General features: G+C 73.6%; 12 protein-coding genes and 1 pseudogene. 9 read left to right on the forward strand and 4 right to left on the reverse strand.

The window, feature by feature from the left end; genetic code table 11:
• Window positions 1-12 precede the first annotated feature (12 nt).
• The gene (locus ACYVGT_RS25795) at window positions 13-987 is read right to left on the reverse strand and encodes an acyl-CoA desaturase (protein WP_460863003.1); all 975 of its coding nucleotides are present in this window, start codon (window positions 985-987) and stop codon (window positions 13-15) included.
• A gap of 270 nt (window positions 988-1,257) precedes the next feature.
• On the opposite strand from ACYVGT_RS25795, the gene ACYVGT_RS25800 reads away from it, so the two are divergent.
• From ACYVGT_RS25800 to ACYVGT_RS25840, 9 genes are all read left to right on the forward strand, one after another.
• Window positions 1,258-2,238, forward strand: a complete 981-nt coding sequence (locus ACYVGT_RS25800) for a helix-turn-helix domain-containing protein (protein WP_460863004.1) — start codon at window positions 1,258-1,260, stop codon at window positions 2,236-2,238.
• A 600-nt stretch (window positions 2,239-2,838) separates the two neighbouring features.
• The gene (gene glmU / locus ACYVGT_RS25805; protein WP_460863005.1) at window positions 2,839-4,302 is read left to right on the forward strand and encodes a bifunctional UDP-N-acetylglucosamine diphosphorylase/glucosamine-1-phosphate N-acetyltransferase GlmU; all 1,464 of its coding nucleotides are present in this window, start codon (window positions 2,839-2,841) and stop codon (window positions 4,300-4,302) included.
• Window positions 4,303-4,368: 66 nt separating this feature from the next.
• The gene (locus ACYVGT_RS25810) at window positions 4,369-5,340 is read left to right on the forward strand and encodes a ribose-phosphate diphosphokinase (protein ID WP_460863006.1); all 972 of its coding nucleotides are present in this window, start codon (window positions 4,369-4,371) and stop codon (window positions 5,338-5,340) included.
• A 353-nt stretch (window positions 5,341-5,693) separates the two neighbouring features.
• Window positions 5,694-6,305: a 50S ribosomal protein L25/general stress protein Ctc gene (locus ACYVGT_RS25815; protein ID WP_460863007.1), complete on the forward strand. Its 612-nt coding sequence runs from the start codon at window positions 5,694-5,696 to the stop codon at window positions 6,303-6,305.
• Window positions 6,306-6,429: 124 nt separating this feature from the next.
• Window positions 6,430-7,017 carry an aminoacyl-tRNA hydrolase gene (gene pth / locus ACYVGT_RS25820; protein ID WP_460863008.1) on the forward strand — a complete coding sequence of 196 codons (588 nt, stop codon included), beginning with the start codon at window positions 6,430-6,432 and terminating at the stop codon, window positions 7,015-7,017.
• 627 nt (window positions 7,018-7,644) lie between these two features.
• Window positions 7,645-8,436, forward strand: coding sequence for a 3'(2'),5'-bisphosphate nucleotidase CysQ (locus ACYVGT_RS25825; protein ID WP_460863009.1), 792 nt, complete (start codon window positions 7,645-7,647; stop codon window positions 8,434-8,436).
• A gap of 51 nt (window positions 8,437-8,487) precedes the next feature.
• Window positions 8,488-9,414: a sulfate adenylyltransferase subunit CysD gene (cysD, locus tag ACYVGT_RS25830; RefSeq protein WP_460863010.1), complete on the forward strand. Its 927-nt coding sequence runs from the start codon at window positions 8,488-8,490 to the stop codon at window positions 9,412-9,414.
• A gap of 143 nt (window positions 9,415-9,557) precedes the next feature.
• Window positions 9,558-10,823 (forward strand): sulfate adenylyltransferase subunit 1, encoded by a 1,266-nt coding sequence (locus ACYVGT_RS25835; protein ID WP_460863011.1) that lies wholly within the window; start codon window positions 9,558-9,560, stop codon window positions 10,821-10,823.
• Between the two features lie 188 nt (window positions 10,824-11,011).
• Window positions 11,012-11,944 carry a sulfotransferase gene (locus tag ACYVGT_RS25840; RefSeq protein ID WP_460863012.1) on the forward strand — a complete coding sequence of 311 codons (933 nt, stop codon included), beginning with the start codon at window positions 11,012-11,014 and terminating at the stop codon, window positions 11,942-11,944.
• A gap of 599 nt (window positions 11,945-12,543) precedes the next feature.
• Here ACYVGT_RS25840 and ACYVGT_RS25845 read toward each other — a convergent pair.
• From ACYVGT_RS25845 to ACYVGT_RS25855, 3 genes and pseudogenes are all read right to left on the reverse strand, one after another.
• Window positions 12,544-13,230: a formylglycine-generating enzyme family protein gene (locus ACYVGT_RS25845; protein WP_460863013.1), complete on the reverse strand. Its 687-nt coding sequence runs from the start codon at window positions 13,228-13,230 to the stop codon at window positions 12,544-12,546.
• 53 nt (window positions 13,231-13,283) lie between these two features.
• Window positions 13,284-14,537, reverse strand: coding sequence for a phosphotransferase (locus ACYVGT_RS25850; protein ID WP_460863014.1), 1,254 nt, complete (start codon window positions 14,535-14,537; stop codon window positions 13,284-13,286).
• A gap of 268 nt (window positions 14,538-14,805) precedes the next feature.
• Window positions 14,806-16,356, reverse strand: a pseudogene (locus ACYVGT_RS25855) (hypothetical protein); the annotation flags it as partial.

Here is a 16,356-nt window from a genome sequence, read left to right on the forward strand (position 1 = left end):
GTGGCCCCGAGCCTAAACGCTGACGCGCTTGGCCGCGAGGCGCTCCTTGTTCGGCCACCGCACCTTGGTCGCCCAGCCGAGTTTCTCGAACGCCCAGATCACGCGGGCGGAGATGTCGATCTGGCCCTTGAGGACGCCGTGCCGGGCGCAGGTGGGGTCGGCGTGGTGCAGGTTGTGCCAGGACTCGCCGAACGAGGGGATGGCGAGCCACCAGACGTTGCGGGAGCGGTCGCGGACCTCGAAGTTCTCTTCGCCGATGGTGTGGCAGATCGAGTTGACCGACCACGTCACGTGGTGCAGCAGCGCAACCCGGACCAGCCCGGCCCAGAAGAAGGCGGTGAAGGCGCCCCACCACGACATCGTGATCAGGCCGCCGATGAGGGCGGGGGCGAACAGCGACACCAGGACCAGCGGGATGAACAGCTTGTCGACGCGGCGCACGTCGGGGTCCTTCATCAGGTCCGGGGCGAACCGCTTCGGCGAGGTCTTCTCCTCGCTCAGGAACATCCACGCCATGTGCGCGTAGAACAGCCCCTTGGCGACCGAGCGCCAGTCGTCGCCGAACCGCCACGGCGAGTGCGGGTCCCCCTCGTGGTCGGCGTACTTGTGGTGCCGCCGGTGGTCGGCCACCCACTTGATGACGCTGCCCTCGATGGCGAGGCTGCCCGCGACCGCCAGCGCGATCCGCAGCGGCCGGTTGGCCTTGAACGAGCCGTGCGTGAAGTGGCGGTGGAAGCCCACCGTGATGCCCAGGCCGGACACCGCGTAGAACGCGGTGGCGATGCCGACGTCCACCCAGGTCAGTCCCCAGCCCCAGGCGAAGGGGACTGCCGCGACCAGTGCCAGCAGCGGCACCAGGACGAAGAAGAACACCGTGATCCGCTGGGCCTTGGACGCGCCCTCGGGATCGAGCTCGGGCTCGGGCGCGCGCCGCTCGGCGGCGGCAGCACCCGCATCTGCGGGTGTGCTGTCGGAGGTCACCGTCATGAATCCACCTCGATGTCGGAGGCCGTGCGACCCGGAGGGGTGTGCACGCGCGGAAACCGCTCCCGCCACCCGACCGCCCGGCGATCGAACCCCGGGACCACCCGAGGATTACCTACGAAACCGTAACCTACGTATCCGTAGGTTTGGCAAGTCGCCCTCGGTAGCGGTCCGACCCGGATGCGCGAGACCGCCTGGGAGGCCGCGCGTCGGATCCGGGCCGAAACGGAAAAATCGGCCCCGCGCGGGCGCGTTGCGCCGTACCGTCGAAGAGTGGATACGAACGCGCGTTCGACCGAAGGCAGTCCGCCCCCTCCGCCCACCCCCGACCCCGCCCCGGCCCCGCGCCCCGCGGCCGAAGCCGCAGACCCCGCCGCGGACCTGCGTGCCCGCGCCCTCGCGCTGCGCGCCCAGGGCTGGGGCAATGTCCGCATCCGCGCCGAGCTCGGGATCTCGGGCTGGCGGCTCCAGCAGCTCTTCCACGGCCACATCGAACCCGTGCACGCCCGGCTCGCCCACCGCGCCAAGCCGGAACTGCGGGCCCGCGCCCGCGAACTCAGGGAGCAGGGCTGGAGCTACACCGCCATCGCGCGCACGCTCAGGGTCTCCAAGAGCAGCCTGTCCCTCTGGCTGCGCGATCTGCCGCGGCCGGAGCGTCATGACCCCGCAGTCCCGCCCCCTGGGTGGGAGGGCTCTGATGCAGAATGGGCCGAATTCTGTACCTATCGGATGGAGCGGCACCGGCAGCGGAAGGCGGCGGAGCGGCAGGGTGAACTCGATGCCGGCGCGCGCGAGGTCGGCGCGCTGACCGATCGGGAGGTCCTCCTGATCGGAGCCGTGGCCTACTGGTGCGAGGGGGCGAAATCGAAGCCGTGGCGACGCCAGAGCCAGCTCAGCTTTATCAATAGCGATCCCGAACTGATCTGCTTCTACCTGCGGTTCCTGGAGGTTGCGGGCGTCGGCCGAGAGCGGCTGCGCTTCGCGCTGCAGATCCATGAGCGTGCCGACGTGGATGCCGCCACCGAGTACTGGGAGCGCGTCACGGGGGCCGATCGCGACCAGTTCCGCAAGCCGGTCGTGAAGAGGCACACCCCAGCGGCGGCGCGCAGGAATACGGGCGAGCACTACAAGGGGGCGCTCACCGTCTACGTCCGGCGCAGCTCGGGGCTCTACCGGCGAGTGGAGGGGATCGCACGTGCGGTCATGACGGGAAGCGCGGAAGCCGTGGCGCGGAGTGAAGGCGAGCAGAAGTAGCAGAGGTGCACCCGGCCGGTGATCGGGCCGCCGGGCAGTCTCCGTGCGGACGATTGGGTGGGGGCGGGGTCGCCGGGGCCGGGGTTCTGCGGTGATGCCGCACGGCGAGCGCTGCCTGTACTCTTAGGCCGGACCCGCTCTCCCGGCCGTTCCGATGGAAATGTCCGCTCTGGGTGGGTATCGGTCCCCGGTGGTGTAATCGGCAACACTGACGGTTTTGGTCCGTCCGTTCCAGGTTCGAGCCCTGGCCGGGGAGCCTCCCTCCTGACCTGGGTGAACGCAAGCAATCTCACAGGGGTGCGCGCGTGTCCCCGCGGCGGGTGCGCCGCCGTCCCCGGAGCCGCGGGAACCTGCTGCCCCCGCGGCGCGCAGGCCCGGCACGGCCGCTGCCCCGCACCCCCACCCGCCGCACCCGGACGCTGGGGCGGGCGCATGTATCCTTCCCCTGTCGGTCCCAGAACTGCCCTGCCGCGTGCACGGATCCGCCGGATCCCCGGCGCAGTGCAGGCACGGCCGCAGGGCCCGGCCCTGGGAGCGCCGGTGCGTCCGCACCCGCGCCTTCCGCACCCATCCGCCAGCGAGCATGAGGAGTCTCCGCCAGTGAGCGTGAGCCGCCCGGCTGCCGTCATCGTCCTCGCAGCGGGCGAGGGCACCCGAATGAAGTCCCGGCGCCCCAAGGTCCTCCATGAGATCTGCGGGCGCCCCCTGCTGGGGCACGTGCTGGCCGCGGCCGGCGAGCTGAAGCCGCAGCGCACGGCCGTCGTCGTCGGCCACGGGCGCGAGCGGGTCGCGGAGTACCTCGCCGAGGGGGCCCCGGACGCGGTCACCGCGCTCCAGGAGGTGCAGAACGGCACCGGGCACGCGGTCCGGATGGCGGTGGACGAGCTCGCCGCCCAGGGCACCGAGCTCTCCGGGACGGTCGTACTGGCCTACGGCGACACCCCGCTGCTGCGCGGCCGCACTCTCGCCGACCTGGTCGGCGCGCACGAAGCGGCCGGCAACGCGGTCACCGTGCTCTCGGCGGTCGTCCCCGACCCGCACGGATACGGCCGGGTGCTGCGCGCCGCCGACGGCGGGTTCACCGGCATCGTGGAGCACGCGGACGCCACCGCGGACGAGCGTGCCGTCGCCGAGATCAACTCGGGGATGTACGCCTTCGACGGGGCCGCGCTGGCCGATGTGGTGACCCGGCTCTCCACCGACAACGCCAAGGGCGAGGAGTACATCACCGACGCCGTGGCGATCCTGCGCGGCGACGGCCGCAAGGTCGGTGCCACGGCCGCCGCGGACTGGGTCGAGATCCAGGGCGTCAACGACCGGGTGCAGCTGGCGGAGGCGCGCCGGCTGCTCAACGACCGGCTGCTCCAGGCGCACATGCGCGCCGGGGTCACCGTTGTCGACCCCGCCAGCACCTGGGTGGACGCCGACGTCGAGATCGGCCGCGACGCCCTGCTGGAGCCGCAGGTGCGGCTGCGCGGGCGCACCGTGGTCGGCGAGGGGGCCGTGGTCGGTCCGGGCAGCACGCTGACCGACACCGAGGTCGGCGCCGAAGCCGAGGTCCGCGAGACCTACGCCGTCTCGGCGCTGGTCGGCGACGGCGTCAGCGTCGGCCCGTTCGCCTACCTGCGGCCCGGCGCCGACCTGCGCGAGGGCGCCAAGGTCGGCACGTTCGTCGAGGTGAAGCAGTCCACGGTGGGCGCGGGCTCGAAGGTCCCCCACCTGACCTACGTGGGCGACGCCGACATCGGCGAGGGCGTGAACATCGGCGCCTCGTCGGTGTTCGTGAACTACGACGGCGTCAACAAGCACCGGACCACCATCGGCGACCACGCGCGGACCGGGAGCGACAACATGTTCGTCGCTCCCGTGCACGTGGGCGACGGCGCCTACACCGGCGCTGGAACGGTGGTCCGCGAGGACGTCCCCCCGGGTGCGCTGGCGGTTTCGGCCGGTGAGCAGCGCACCATCGACGGGTGGGTCGAACGGCGCCGGCCGGGGACGGCGGCGGCCGAGGCCGCCGCGCGCGCCCGCGCGGACGCCACGGGCGGCGACCGCCGTGCGTGACGTCGCCGGCGGGGCGAACCAGGTCGCCGCTTTGGCGAACGAGATGTGTTTGTGGGGGATCGGAACGTGACCGGCATCAAGGCCGCGGGTCAGAAGAAGCTGATGCTGTTCTCCGGGCGTACGCATCCGGAGCTGGCCGAGCAGGTGGCCGAGCAGCTGGGCATCCAGGTGGTACCGACGAAGTTCCAGGACTTCGCCAACGGTGAGATGTACGTGCGGTACCTGGAGTCGGCGCGCGGCAGTGACGCGTTCGTGCTGCAGGCGCACTCCGACTCGATCAACGAGTCCATCATGGAGCAGCTCATCATGGTGGACGCGCTGAAGCGGGCGTCGGCGAAGCGCATCACGGTGATCACGCCGTTCCTGGGCTATGCGCGCCAGGACAAGAAGCACCTGGGCCGGGAGCCGATCACGGCGCGGCTGATGACGGACCTCTTCGCCACCGCCGGCGCCAACCGGCTGATGGCGATCGATCTGCACACCGACCAGATCCAGGGCTTCTTCGACGGCCCGGTGGACCACCTGTTCGCGCTGCCGCTGCTCGCCGACTACATCGGCAAGAAGATCGGCGGCTCGGAGGCGACCGTGGTGTCGCCGGACGCCGGCCGGGTCCGGACGGCCGACCGCTGGGCGGACCGGCTGGGCCTGCCGCTGGCGATCATCCACAAGCGGCGCGACCCGGAGGTCGCCAACCAGGTGAAGGTGCACGAGGTCGTCGGCGACGTCGAGGGCCGCACCTGCATCCTGGTGGACGACATGATCGACACCGCCGGGACGATCGTGAAGGCGGCCGACGCCCTCTACGAGCAGGGCGCGAGCAACGTGATCGCGGCGGCGACGCACGGCGTGCTGTCCGGTCCGGCGGCGGAGCGGCTGCAGAACTCGCGGATCTCCGAGGTCGTCATCACGAACTCGCTGCCGGTGCCGAAGGAGCGGGACTTCGGGAAGCTGACCCAGCTGTCGATCGCCCCGCTTCTGGCGCGTGCGATCAACGAGGTTTTCAGCGACGGTTCGGTCACGAGCCTCTTCGAGAACTGATCCGGCGCCGCGCGGCAGCGGTTCTGCCGCGCGGCGTGCGCTATCGGCCGGTGGCGTGCGGGGCTGTCCGGAGCGGGGAGCCCCCGTATGTGCTGAAGACGTCTCTTCAGGCAGTAGACTGGTCGGAGTTGTCCCCGTGCCCGCGGTGCCTCCGCGCCTTGTGTGTCTGCGGGGTCTGCTGGGTTCGCCGGGGCCGGGTGCCCCGCGCGGGCTCCGTGCCCGGGTGCGGTGCGCTTCGGCGTCTCCGCCTGCCCGCGGGACCGATCCCGTGTGTTCTCCCGTCCCGCGGGAGTGTTTCAGAGAAGTCGTGTTCCCCGCTGTGCTGCGGGGACGATCCTCCGAGGAGTTTTGTCGTGTCCGAGGTACGTATCGCTGCCGAGCCGCGCACGGAATTCGGCAAGGGCGCCGCGCGTCGCGTCCGCCGCGCGGGTAAGGTGCCGGCCGTCCTCTACGGCCACGGCACCGACCCCCGCCACATCACGCTGCCCGGCCACGACCTGATGCTGGCCCTGAAGACCCCGAACGTGCTGCTGCGCGTGGACGGCGTCGAGGGTTCCGAAAACCTGGTGCTGCCGAAGAGCGTGCAGCGCGACCCGATCAAGGGCTTCCTGGAGCACGTCGACCTGCTCGTCGTGAAGAAGGGCGAGAAGGTCGAGGTCGACATCGCGGTGAACCTGGCCGGCGACATCGCGCCGGGTGCCGCCCTGTCGCAGGAGCTGTTCTCGGTGACGGTGGCCGCTGACGCGACCCGCATTCCCGAGGGCGTCGAGCTGTCGGTTGAGGGCCTGGAGGCCGGTACCACGGTCACCGCCGGCGAGCTGAAGCTGCCGGCCGGTGTCGAGCTGGCCACCGACCCGGAGTCGGTCGTGGTGAGCATTTCCGCCGAGGTCACCGAAGAGGAGGCCGAGGAGGAAGAGGCTGCCGCCGAGGGCGCCGAGGCGTCCGAGGAGCAGGCTTCCGAGTAGGTTCCTCTTTATGGCTGAGTCGATGCGCGGTCTCCTGCGGCGTTTGCTGCCCGGGGGCCGCGCATCGCTGCCGTCGGACCCGCCGCACGGCGGGCAGGGGAGCGGGGATACCGGAGGGGCCGGGGTGGCGGAGTCCGAGCGGTGGCTGGTCGTCGGCCTGGGCAATCCGGGGCCGAAGTACGCCGGGAACCGGCACAATGTGGGCTTCTTCGTTGTGGAGGCGCTGGCCGCCCGCCGCGGCGAGCGCTTCAAGCGGGGGAACGGCAAGGCGCACGCCGAGGTCTGCGAGACCCGGCTCGGCGGGGTCCCGGTGGTGCTGGCGAAGCCGCGGAGCTTCATGAACCTCTCCGGCGGCCCGGTCGCCGGCCTGTGCCGGTTCTACCGGGTGCCGATGGAGCGGGTCGTGGTGGTCCACGACGACATGGACATCGCGTTCGGTGCGCTGAAGCTCAAGCGCGGCGGCGGATCCGGCGGCCACAACGGCCTGAAGTCGGTTTCGGCCTCGCTGTCCGGGCCGGGCTACATCCGGGTGCGGTTCGGTGTCGGGCGCCCGCCCGGCCGGATGGATCCGGCCGACTACGTACTGCGGGACTTCTCCGCGGCTGAGCGCAAGGAGCTCGGCGTGGAGGTGGAGCGTGCCGGCGACGCGGTGGAAGCCGTGGTGGCCGAGGGCCTGGAGCGGGCCCAGAACACCTTCCACACCGCGCAGTAGAGTCCCTGCTGCGGGCCTGGCCCGGCTTCGCAGTGCGCGTGTGCGGGGAGGGGCGCGGCGGAGCCGTGCCGGAGGGCGCTCGGGCCGCTGAAGTGCTCGGGCGCGGGATCCGCCGCGGCGGCTGATGGAGCACCCCGGTCTGCGGACCGGGTTTTTTCTTGCCGAAACTCGTGACGGCCCGAGATTCCGCGGTCGCGTTTAGCTACTGTTTACCCGGGGCTGGCGGGGTTCTGGTGGGGACGGGGAGGCCTGTGCGCCGCCGATGCAGGGCTTCGCGGCCGCTGCCGGGCCGCACCAGCGCCGCGGGTGCCGCTGCCCGCGGTGCCGGCGCTGCCGGTACGGAGCGTGTCCGGGCCGGCGTGTCGCCCGGACACGCGTGGGAAGGGGCGGAGTCGCCTGCGGCCCGGGGCTGTTCCGTACGATGGTGCCGGCGGCGGTGGCCCTGCCCGGGGCTGCCGGTGGGCGGGCACGACGGAGTGCCGTCCGCTGCGCGGGAGTGCGGCCCCCGCGTGATGCAGGCGGTGCGGGACTGCACTGGTCGCTGACCCCCGGTGTGCAGTCCCTCGGAATCGGATCCCCGGAAGAAGTGGTCAGCGCTGATCTGCGGGCGGGAGCGTACTGAGGCCGGTGAGCAGCATCCGAAACGATCATGAGGTGGCGCGGGATCTCGCGGTGGAGGCCGGCCAGCAGCTGCTGAAGCTGCGGGCCCGGCACGGTTTCGCCGAGCCGGAGGTGCTGCGCACCCTGGGGGATCGCACGGCGCACGAGTTCCTCTTCTCCGCGCTGGGGCGGCTGCGGCCCAGTGACGCCGTGCTGTCGGAGGAGGGGATCGACGACACGGCGCGGGTCGGTGCGCGCCGCGTCTGGATCATCGATCCGCTGGACGGCACCCGGGAGTTCGCCGAGGCGGGGCGCACCGACTGGGCGGTGCACGTGGCGCTGTGGGAGAACGGCGAGCTGGCCGCCGGAGCGGTGGCGCTGCCGGCGCAGGGCAGTGCGCTCTCCACGGTGGATCCGCCGTGGCTGCCGGCCGAGCGCCCTTCGGGGCAGCGGCTGCGCATCACCACGAGCCGGTCCCGGCCGCCGGAGTTCGTCGGCCGGATGGCGACGGCGATGGGCGCCGAGGTGGTGCCGATGGGTTCGGCGGGCGCGAAGATCTGCGCGGTGATGCTCGGCATGGCGGACCTCTATGTGCACGCCGGCGGCCAGTACGAGTGGGATAGCGCGGCGCCGGTCGCGGTGGCCCGCGCGGCGGGGCTGCACGCGTCGCGGATCGACGGATCGTCCCTGGTCTACAACCAGCTGGACCCCTCCCTCCCGGATATCCTTGTATGCCGACCGGAATTGTCGGGTATGGTGTTGGCCAGCATCCGCGGAGTGGCGGATCGGGACGGGGCGGGGCCCCACGCCGCGAACTGACGGCGCCGGTGCTCCCGTCCGCAGCGTGATGCACGGGAGCGAGGGCTGACCATGGCGCAGACAGTGGAGGCGGGGCGGTACCGCCTCTCGCAGCTGGACCACCTGGAGTCCGAGGCCCTCTTCATCATGCGGGAGGTGGCGGCCGAGTTCGAGCGGCCGGTGCTGCTGTTCTCCGGCGGCAAGGACTCCATCGTGCTGCTGCGGCTGGCCGAGAAGGCGTTCTGGCCGGGGCGCATCCCGTTCGCGGTCATGCATGTCGACACCGGCCACAACTTCCCCGAGGTCATGGAGTTCCGCGACCGCCGGCTGAAGGAGGCCGGCGTCGAGCTGGTCGTCGCCTCGGTGCAGGAGCAGATCGACCAGGGCAAGGTCACCGAGCCCACCGGCCGGTGGGCCAGCCGCAACCGGCTGCAGACCGCCGCTCTGCTGGAGGCCATCGAAGAGCACGGCTTCGACGCCGCGTTCGGCGGCGCGCGGCGGGACGAGGAGAAGGCCCGCGCCAAGGAGCGGGTGTTCTCCTTCCGGGACGAGTTCGGCCAGTGGGACCCCAAGGCGCAGCGGCCCGAGCTGTGGGGCCTGTACAACACCCGGATCGAGCGCGGCGAGCATATCCGCGTCTTCCCCATCTCCAACTGGACCGAGCTGGACGTCTGGGGCTACATCGCCCGCGAGGGCCTGGAGCTGCCGTCCATCTACCGCGCGCACCGGCGCCAGGTGTTCGAGCGCGACGGGATCCTGCTCGCCGATGGCCCGTTCGTCAACCGCGGCGCCGGCGAAGAGGTGTTCGAAGCCAGCGTCCGCTACCGGACGGTGGGGGACATGTCCTGCACCGGTGCGGTGCGGTCCACCGCAACCGAGGTCGGCGACATCATCGACGAGATCGCGGCTACGCGGATCACCGAGCGCGGCCAGACGCGCGCTGACGACCGCGCCAGCGAGGCCGCGATGGAGGACCGCAAGCGCGAGGGCTACTTCTAGGGCGTGTTTGGTGGACACCTGTCCTGCGAACGCCATTCACCAGACACGCCCTAGGCCGTGTTCCGGCCCCGCCGACACCCGTCCTCCCCCCTCGCCCCCACCCCATCCCGCCTCCCTCTCCTCAGAACGCGAGTACCTGAGCCATGACCACTGACATCCTGCGGTTCGCCACGGCCGGATCCGTCGACGACGGCAAGAGCACCCTCATCGGGCGGCTGCTGTTCGACTCCAAGGCCATCCTCGCCGACCAGCTCGACGCGGTGGAGCGCACCAGCCGCTCGCGCGGCGAGGAGCAGACCAACCTCGCGCTGCTCACCGACGGCCTGCGCGCCGAGCGCGAGCAGGGCATCACCATCGACGTCGCCTACCGCTACTTCGCCACGCCCAAGCGGACGTTCATCATCGCCGACACCCCCGGGCACGTGCAGTACACCCGGAACATGGTGACCGGCGCGTCAACGGCCGACCTGGCGATCATCCTGGTGGACGCGCGCAAGGGGCTGCAGGAGCAGAGCCGCCGGCACGCGTTCCTGGCCGCGCTGCTGCAGGTGCCGCACCTGGTCGTGGCGGTCAACAAGATGGACCTGGTCGGCTACGACCGGGACCGCTATGAGGAGATCCGCCGCGAGTTCACCGACTTCGCCGCCAAGCTCGACGTCGCGGACCTGACGTTCGTGCCGATCTCGGCGCTGCACGGCGACAACGTCGTCGAGCGCTCGCCGGAGATGCCGTGGTACGAGGGGCCGTCGCTGCTGCACCACCTGGAGAACGTCCACATCGCCTCCGACCGCAACCTGATCGACGCCCGCTTCCCGGTCCAGTACGTGGTGCGGCCGCACAAGGCCGGCGACCCCGAGCTGCACGACTACCGCGGCTATGCGGGCCAGGTCGCCGGTGGAGTGCTGCGGCCGGGCGACGAGGTGGTGCACCTGCCTTCCGGTCTGACCACGCGCATCGCCCGCATCGCCACGGCAGACGGCGACCTGGACGAGGCGTTCGCGCCGCAGTCGGTGACGCTGCTGCTGGAGGACGACATCGATGTCTCCCGCGGCGACATGATCTGCCGGCCGAACAACCGGCCGGCCGAGGGGCGCGACCTGCAGGCGATGGTGTGCTGGATGTCGGAGGCGTCGAAGCTGACCCCCCAGTCGCGTCTGCTCGTCAAGCACACGACCCGCACCGCGAAGGTGAAGGTGCGCGACCTGCTCTACCGGCTGGACGTGACGACGCTGCACCGGGACACCTCGGCGCAGGCGCTGGAGCTCAACGAGATCGGCCGGGTGGCGCTGCGCACGGCCCAGCCGCTGTTCGCCGACGCCTACACCAAGAACCGGTTCACCGGCGGCTTCATCCTGGTCGACGAGGGCACCAACGCCACGGTCGGCGCGGGGATGGTGCTGAGCAGCTGAGTGGAGGCCGCGCTTCCCCTCCGGTGTGGGGGCGGTCTGCACGCTCCCGCGTGTGCTTCCGGTGTGGGGGACGCCCCCCACGCCCCCGCAACCCCCTCCAGTCTGCCGATGTTGTCGCGGGGTGCCCCGCGATCCCGTGGCATCGGAAAGTGCGCGTATGGACACCGAGCGTAATAGTGTGGCGTGCCGTGGACGATCTTCGAGTGGTCTTCGTCGGCGGGATCGGGCGGTGCGGATCCACGCTGATCGAGCGGCTCCTCGCCGAGCTGCCCGGGGTGTGCGGGATCGGCGAGGTGGTGCACATGTGGCGCCGCTCGCTGGTGGACGACGAGACCTGCGGCTGCGGGGCGCCGTTCGGGAGCTGCCCCTTCTGGGCCGAGGTGGGCCGGGTCGCCTTCGGCGGATGGGACCGGGTCGACCCGGCGCGGATCCTCGAACTGAAGGACGGCGTGGACCGCACCCGGTTCACCGCCGAGCTCCTCGCCGACCAGCCCTCCGCTGAGCTGGTGCGCCGGGCGAGCGAGTACACCGCCTTCTACGACCGCCTCTACCGCGCGGTCGCCCAGGTGAGCGGATGCGGCGTGGTGGTCGACTCCAGCAAGCACGCCTCCCTCGCCGCCTGCCTGCGGCTGCGCTACGGCGCCCGGATGCGCCTGCTGCACGTGGTGCGCGACCCGCGGGGCGTCGCGCACGCCTGGCGCGCGCAGGAGCCGCGGCCGGATTCCGGGCCCGCCGGCCGGGTGCGGTTCCTGGCACGGGCCTCGCCCACCCGCACCGCCGTGCAGTGGGTGGCGCAGAACGGGGTGCTGGGGGCGCTGGAGCGGTCCGGGACGCCGACGCTCCGGATCCGCTACGAGGACTTCACCGACCAGCCGGGCCGGGAGCTGGGCCGTATTGCGGCGTTCGCCGGGTGCGACGGCGGCGCAGCCGGGGCGCCCGAGGTGGCGCCCGGCGGGGCGGCCGTCCTCACCCCCGGCCACACCGTGTCCGGCGGCCCGTTGCGCTTCCGTACCGGTACCGTCCAGGTGCCTTCGGACGCGGGCTGGCCGGGCCTCGGCCCGGCGGGCCGGCTCGCGGTCGCCGCGCTCACCTTCCCGGTCCGCCGCCGGTTCGGATACTGAGTCCGCGCCCAGTGGGCGGCAGCGCCGCTCATGTCCAGCGGAGCACGGGGCGGCCGGTTCGGGGAGGCAGTGTTCGCGGTCGGGCCGGGAAGCCCCTGCCGGAGAGCCCGTCGCTCCGAGTGGGGCTGCGGTGGCAGATCAGTGTGCACAGGGGCGTCGGCGGAGGCCGGCCAGTGTGCGCAGGTGTGTCCGCGGCGGCGGTGCAGGCGGCGGCATCCGGCCAGCCGGTGCGCGATCCTGCGTGCCGCATTCATCGGATTGCCGACCGCCGCAGTGTCCGCTGTGGCCATGGCGACTGGCCGGTTTGCGCCGCCGCCGGCCGCGACGGGACCTGAGGGGCGGTACCGCGCGCACCCAGCGGCTGCGGGGCTGCCTGACTGTCGTGCGGGTTCGCACCCGCAGTGCCCAGTGAAGGCGGCAAACCGCCGCTCGGGGATCAAGCGGATCTTCGCGCCCGTATCTGCGCCGGCCCCCGCACTGCTGGCGGGTGGGTGCCTGGGGCGCCACCGGCTGGAACAGGTCCCGCAGCCTGAGCGGCCACCACCCCCTCGGTCATCACCATGAGGCCAGCGGGCAGAGAACCCGAATGAAATGAGTCCTCAGCCGGAGCCGCTGCGGGCGATGCGGAAGCCGACGTCGTCGATCTGCAGGGCGGGGTGGCTGCGGCGCCGTACGGAGGCGCGGCAGGACCAGTGTTCGTCGAACCAGCCGCCGCCGCGGAGGACGCGGTACTCGCCGTACACCTCGGGGTCGTAGCGGTCCCAGCACCACTCCCAGACGCCGCCGAGCGTGTCGTAGAGGCCCCAGGCGTTGGGCGCCTTGCCGCCGACCGGCCGGAGCCGCTCGCCGGAGTTGCCGCGGTACCAGGCGACGGCGTCGAGCGGGCCGTACCGCGGCCCGGGGGTCCCCGCCCGGCAGGCGTGCTCCCATTCGGCTTCGGTGGGCAGCCGGTAGCCGTCGCCGCCCAGGGCTTCGGCCGAGGCGGGTTCTCCGGCGCGCGGGGGCCTCAGGAGGTAGGCGGGGGCGAGTCCGCAGCGCGCCGAAAGGGCGTTGCAGAAGCGGAGCGCGTCCCACCAGGACACGCTCTCCGCGGGCAGCCGGCCCTCGCCGTCCGCACCGCCCGGCGCGGCCTCGGCCAGGGCGGACGCGTACAGCGACCGGGTCACTGGGACGGTGCCGATCCGGTAGTCCGCAAGCTCGACCTCCCAGCTGCTCTGGGTCCGCCGATCGGACAGGCGCACCCGCGCGCCGCGGATCGCCGCCGTCTCCCGCCCCGAAGCCTCCATCCGGGCAGCCTAGGCGCTGCGCCCTCGCCGGGCCGCGGCGGGCTGGTATCGGGTCAGCGGTGCCCGGGGTCGCGGGCGGCGCGTTCGCACAGGCCCTCCAGGGCGGGCAGCAGCCAGTCGTCCACCGCGGCGAGCCGGCCGCCCCCCTCGGCCTGCCGGTCCTGCAGGTAGCGGGTGGCGAGGTCGGCCAGGTAGAGCGCCATCACGGCGGGCACCGCCGCCTGCGGCAGCCCTGCGCCGGTGAGCAGCGGGTCGGCGAGGAGCCGGGGGCCGGTCTCCAGCCACCGGTGGACGCCCGCGTGCACGCCGCCCTGCACGCATTCGTTGAGCTCGTAGTGGAGGGCGTCGAAGCCCAGCGGAACGCCGTAGCCGAGCCGCTCCCAGTCCCAGACGAAGGCCCGCCGCGCGGTGGACGCGATGTTCCACCGGGTCAGGTCGCCGTGCCAGGCGCCGAACGGCAGCCGCACCGGCGGCAGCGACCGCAGCGCGGCCTGCAGGCGGGGGGCCTCGGGCCGGGCGCCGAGCGCGTCGATGCGCGCCGAAAGCTCGGCCGCATACACGCTCATCTGCAGCGGGGCCTCCTGCAGCCGGTCCAGGGCCGCGATCTGCAGGACGCAGCGCAGCAGCTGGCGGCGGGTGGGCCGGTCGGTCTGGTCGCCCACCGGTAGCGGCTCCTGGACCAGCAGCGGGCGGCCGTTCCAGCTGCCGTGGTGCAGCAGCCGCGGCACGGTGACGTCGGGCAGGTGCGCCGCTGCCAGCCGCTGCAGCGCACTCGTCTCGGCGCGGACCAGCCGCCCGGTGAGGTCGTCCACGCCCACCTTTGCGTAGCCGACGCTGCGTCCGGCCGGGGTGAGCAGCAGCACCACCGGCTTCCGGTTCGCGCGCGGCGGCCCCAGGTGCACGGCGATCACGACCTCGCGGCCCAGCGCGCCGCTCAGGGCCTCTTCGATGGTGGAGCCGGTGCCGACCTGGAGCCGGTCGCGCAGCAGCAGCGGCGCGACACCGGTGCTGAAGGCGGCGCTCAGCAGCGCGGCGCGGGTGCGCTCGCGGAGCGTGTGCCGGTGGGCGAACGCCGCGATGCCGCGGACCGCCGCCCGGCGGTCCCCGGCCGGCAGGAGCAGCCGTGGCCGGTGCGCCGACGGCACCGGAAGGTAGGCGCGGATCGCGGACGGCGGCACGGCCTCCGGCTCTGCTGCAGCGGCGCCGGCGGGTGGGCCGGCCGCGGCGTCGCCGCCGCGGTTGATCAGCCCGCCGCACGGCCACAGCACCGCGGCCAGGTCGGTCAGGTAGGTCGTCTCGTCGGCCACCGCGCGCTCACCCCCGGTGCCCCCGCTCCGGGCCCTGCCGCCCTGGCGGCCGGAGCCGCGGCGGGGGCGGCATAGAAGGACATGGACCAGATCAGCGGGAGGAGGGAGGGGGAGGGCGGGAGAGCCCGTGGTGCGGACGCAGTGGGCGCGGCAGCCGGTGCCGGCCGCATCCGTACCGGCCCGGCGGGGGAGCCGGGCCGGAGCGCGGCACTGGTGCAGGACGGTGCGGCGGCACGGACGGGGGCGGCCGTGCCGCGGACAGCGGACATCAGCGCCGCGGTGCCGGATCGTGTCGGCCGGGGCGTGCGGGGGAGGTGCGCAGCGGCTCCGCGGAGTGGCTGCCCTGGCCGCCGCTGGGCCCCGGGGCCGGCTCACGCCCATCGGCGGGACCGGTACCGGGAGCGCCGTCTGCGACGGGTGCCTCGGGTCCCGCGGCTTCCGGCAGCGCGGTGTCCGACGCGGAGGCGGCGCCGGGCGGGGGCAGGACGCCGGCGGGCGCGTCGGTGCCGTCGGCGTGGTCGGAGCGTGCGCGGTGCGTATCGGTTTCGGCCGGCGCGATTCCGAGCGCGGCGCGGGCGGTGGGGGAGGCGACCGCGTCCTTCCGCTCGGTGGCGGCGGCAGCGGCTGCAGACTCCGCGCCGGTCCCGGCGGCGGGAGCGGGCGCAGCGGGGGCGGCGGAGGCCCGGCCGGTGCTTCCGTCCGCATCCTGCTCACTGCGCTCTGCGGGCGTGCCGGCTGCGGCGGGTCCCGTCGGTGCGGCGGGGTGCGGCGGGTGCGCTGCCGAAGGGACGGCGGTCCCCTCCCGTCCCGCGGCGGGGTCGGCTGATGCGCGGGTGCGGACCGGCTGCCCGTCCGTGCTGGCCGCGGGCCCCGCGGCGGTGGCGTCCAGGCCGGTGTTCTCGGCCGGCTCCGGCGCGGAGGCGCTGCCGTGGGCGCGCTCGGGCGAAGGGACCGCCGATCCCTTCCGAACCGGTGCGGCTGCTGCGGAGAGCTCTCGAGCGGCGGCGGATCGGTGCTCCGCGCGCTCCGGCGCGCTGGGCGGCACAAGCACCGAGGTGTCCGGTACGGCGATGCCGGCGGCGGATCCGGATGCCGCCGGAGCGGCCGCGCCGGTTGAGCGCGGCGGTGCGGGGGCCGCCTGCTGGGCGGCGGGGGCAGCGGGCCCCGGTGCGGGCTGCTGGGCGGGTCGGCGGGCCGGGCGGCGGGTGCCGGGGGTGAGGGCCGGGTGGTCCGCGGCCGCTTCGGGGGCGGGCGGGGCGGTGGCCGTGTAGGCCAGGACGGCCGCCAGGCCGGGGATGCGGGCGCCCGCGGGCTCGAGCGAGCGCAGTTCCGCGACGAGTTCGCCGGCGGTGGTGCGGCCGAGCTCGACGACCGGCAGGACCGCGTCGGCCGCCGCAGCGAGGGCGTGGGCGTCGGCCGACTCCGCCAGCGGCGCCGCGGCCACCAGCACCGTGCCGGCGTCGGATCCCAGCAGCGCGGCGGCCGTGCCGGAGCGGCGCATCAGCCCGGCGTCGGCCCGCAGTCCGCGGGTCAGCACCCGGATGCCGCGGGCGCGGCGCTCCAGCGGCGCAGCGGCGGCGCCGTCGTCGACGACTTCGGCGAGCCCGCGGGCGGAGTCGAGGCCGAGCGCCCGCCGCCCTGCGCTGTCGGGGTCGGCCAGTACGAGCAGCGGGTCCTCGCCGGTTCGGGCGAACGCCGCGGCAAGGTCGGCGGCCGCCAGCGCTGCGGCTGGGCCGGGGCCGACGCCGGCGACGACCAGCAGTAGCGGGGCTCCGCCGGCCGGACCGGGCGCGCCGCCGGCGGCGCCGGCGGCGGCACC

Source organism: Nocardiopsis coralliicola, assembly GCF_054779695.1.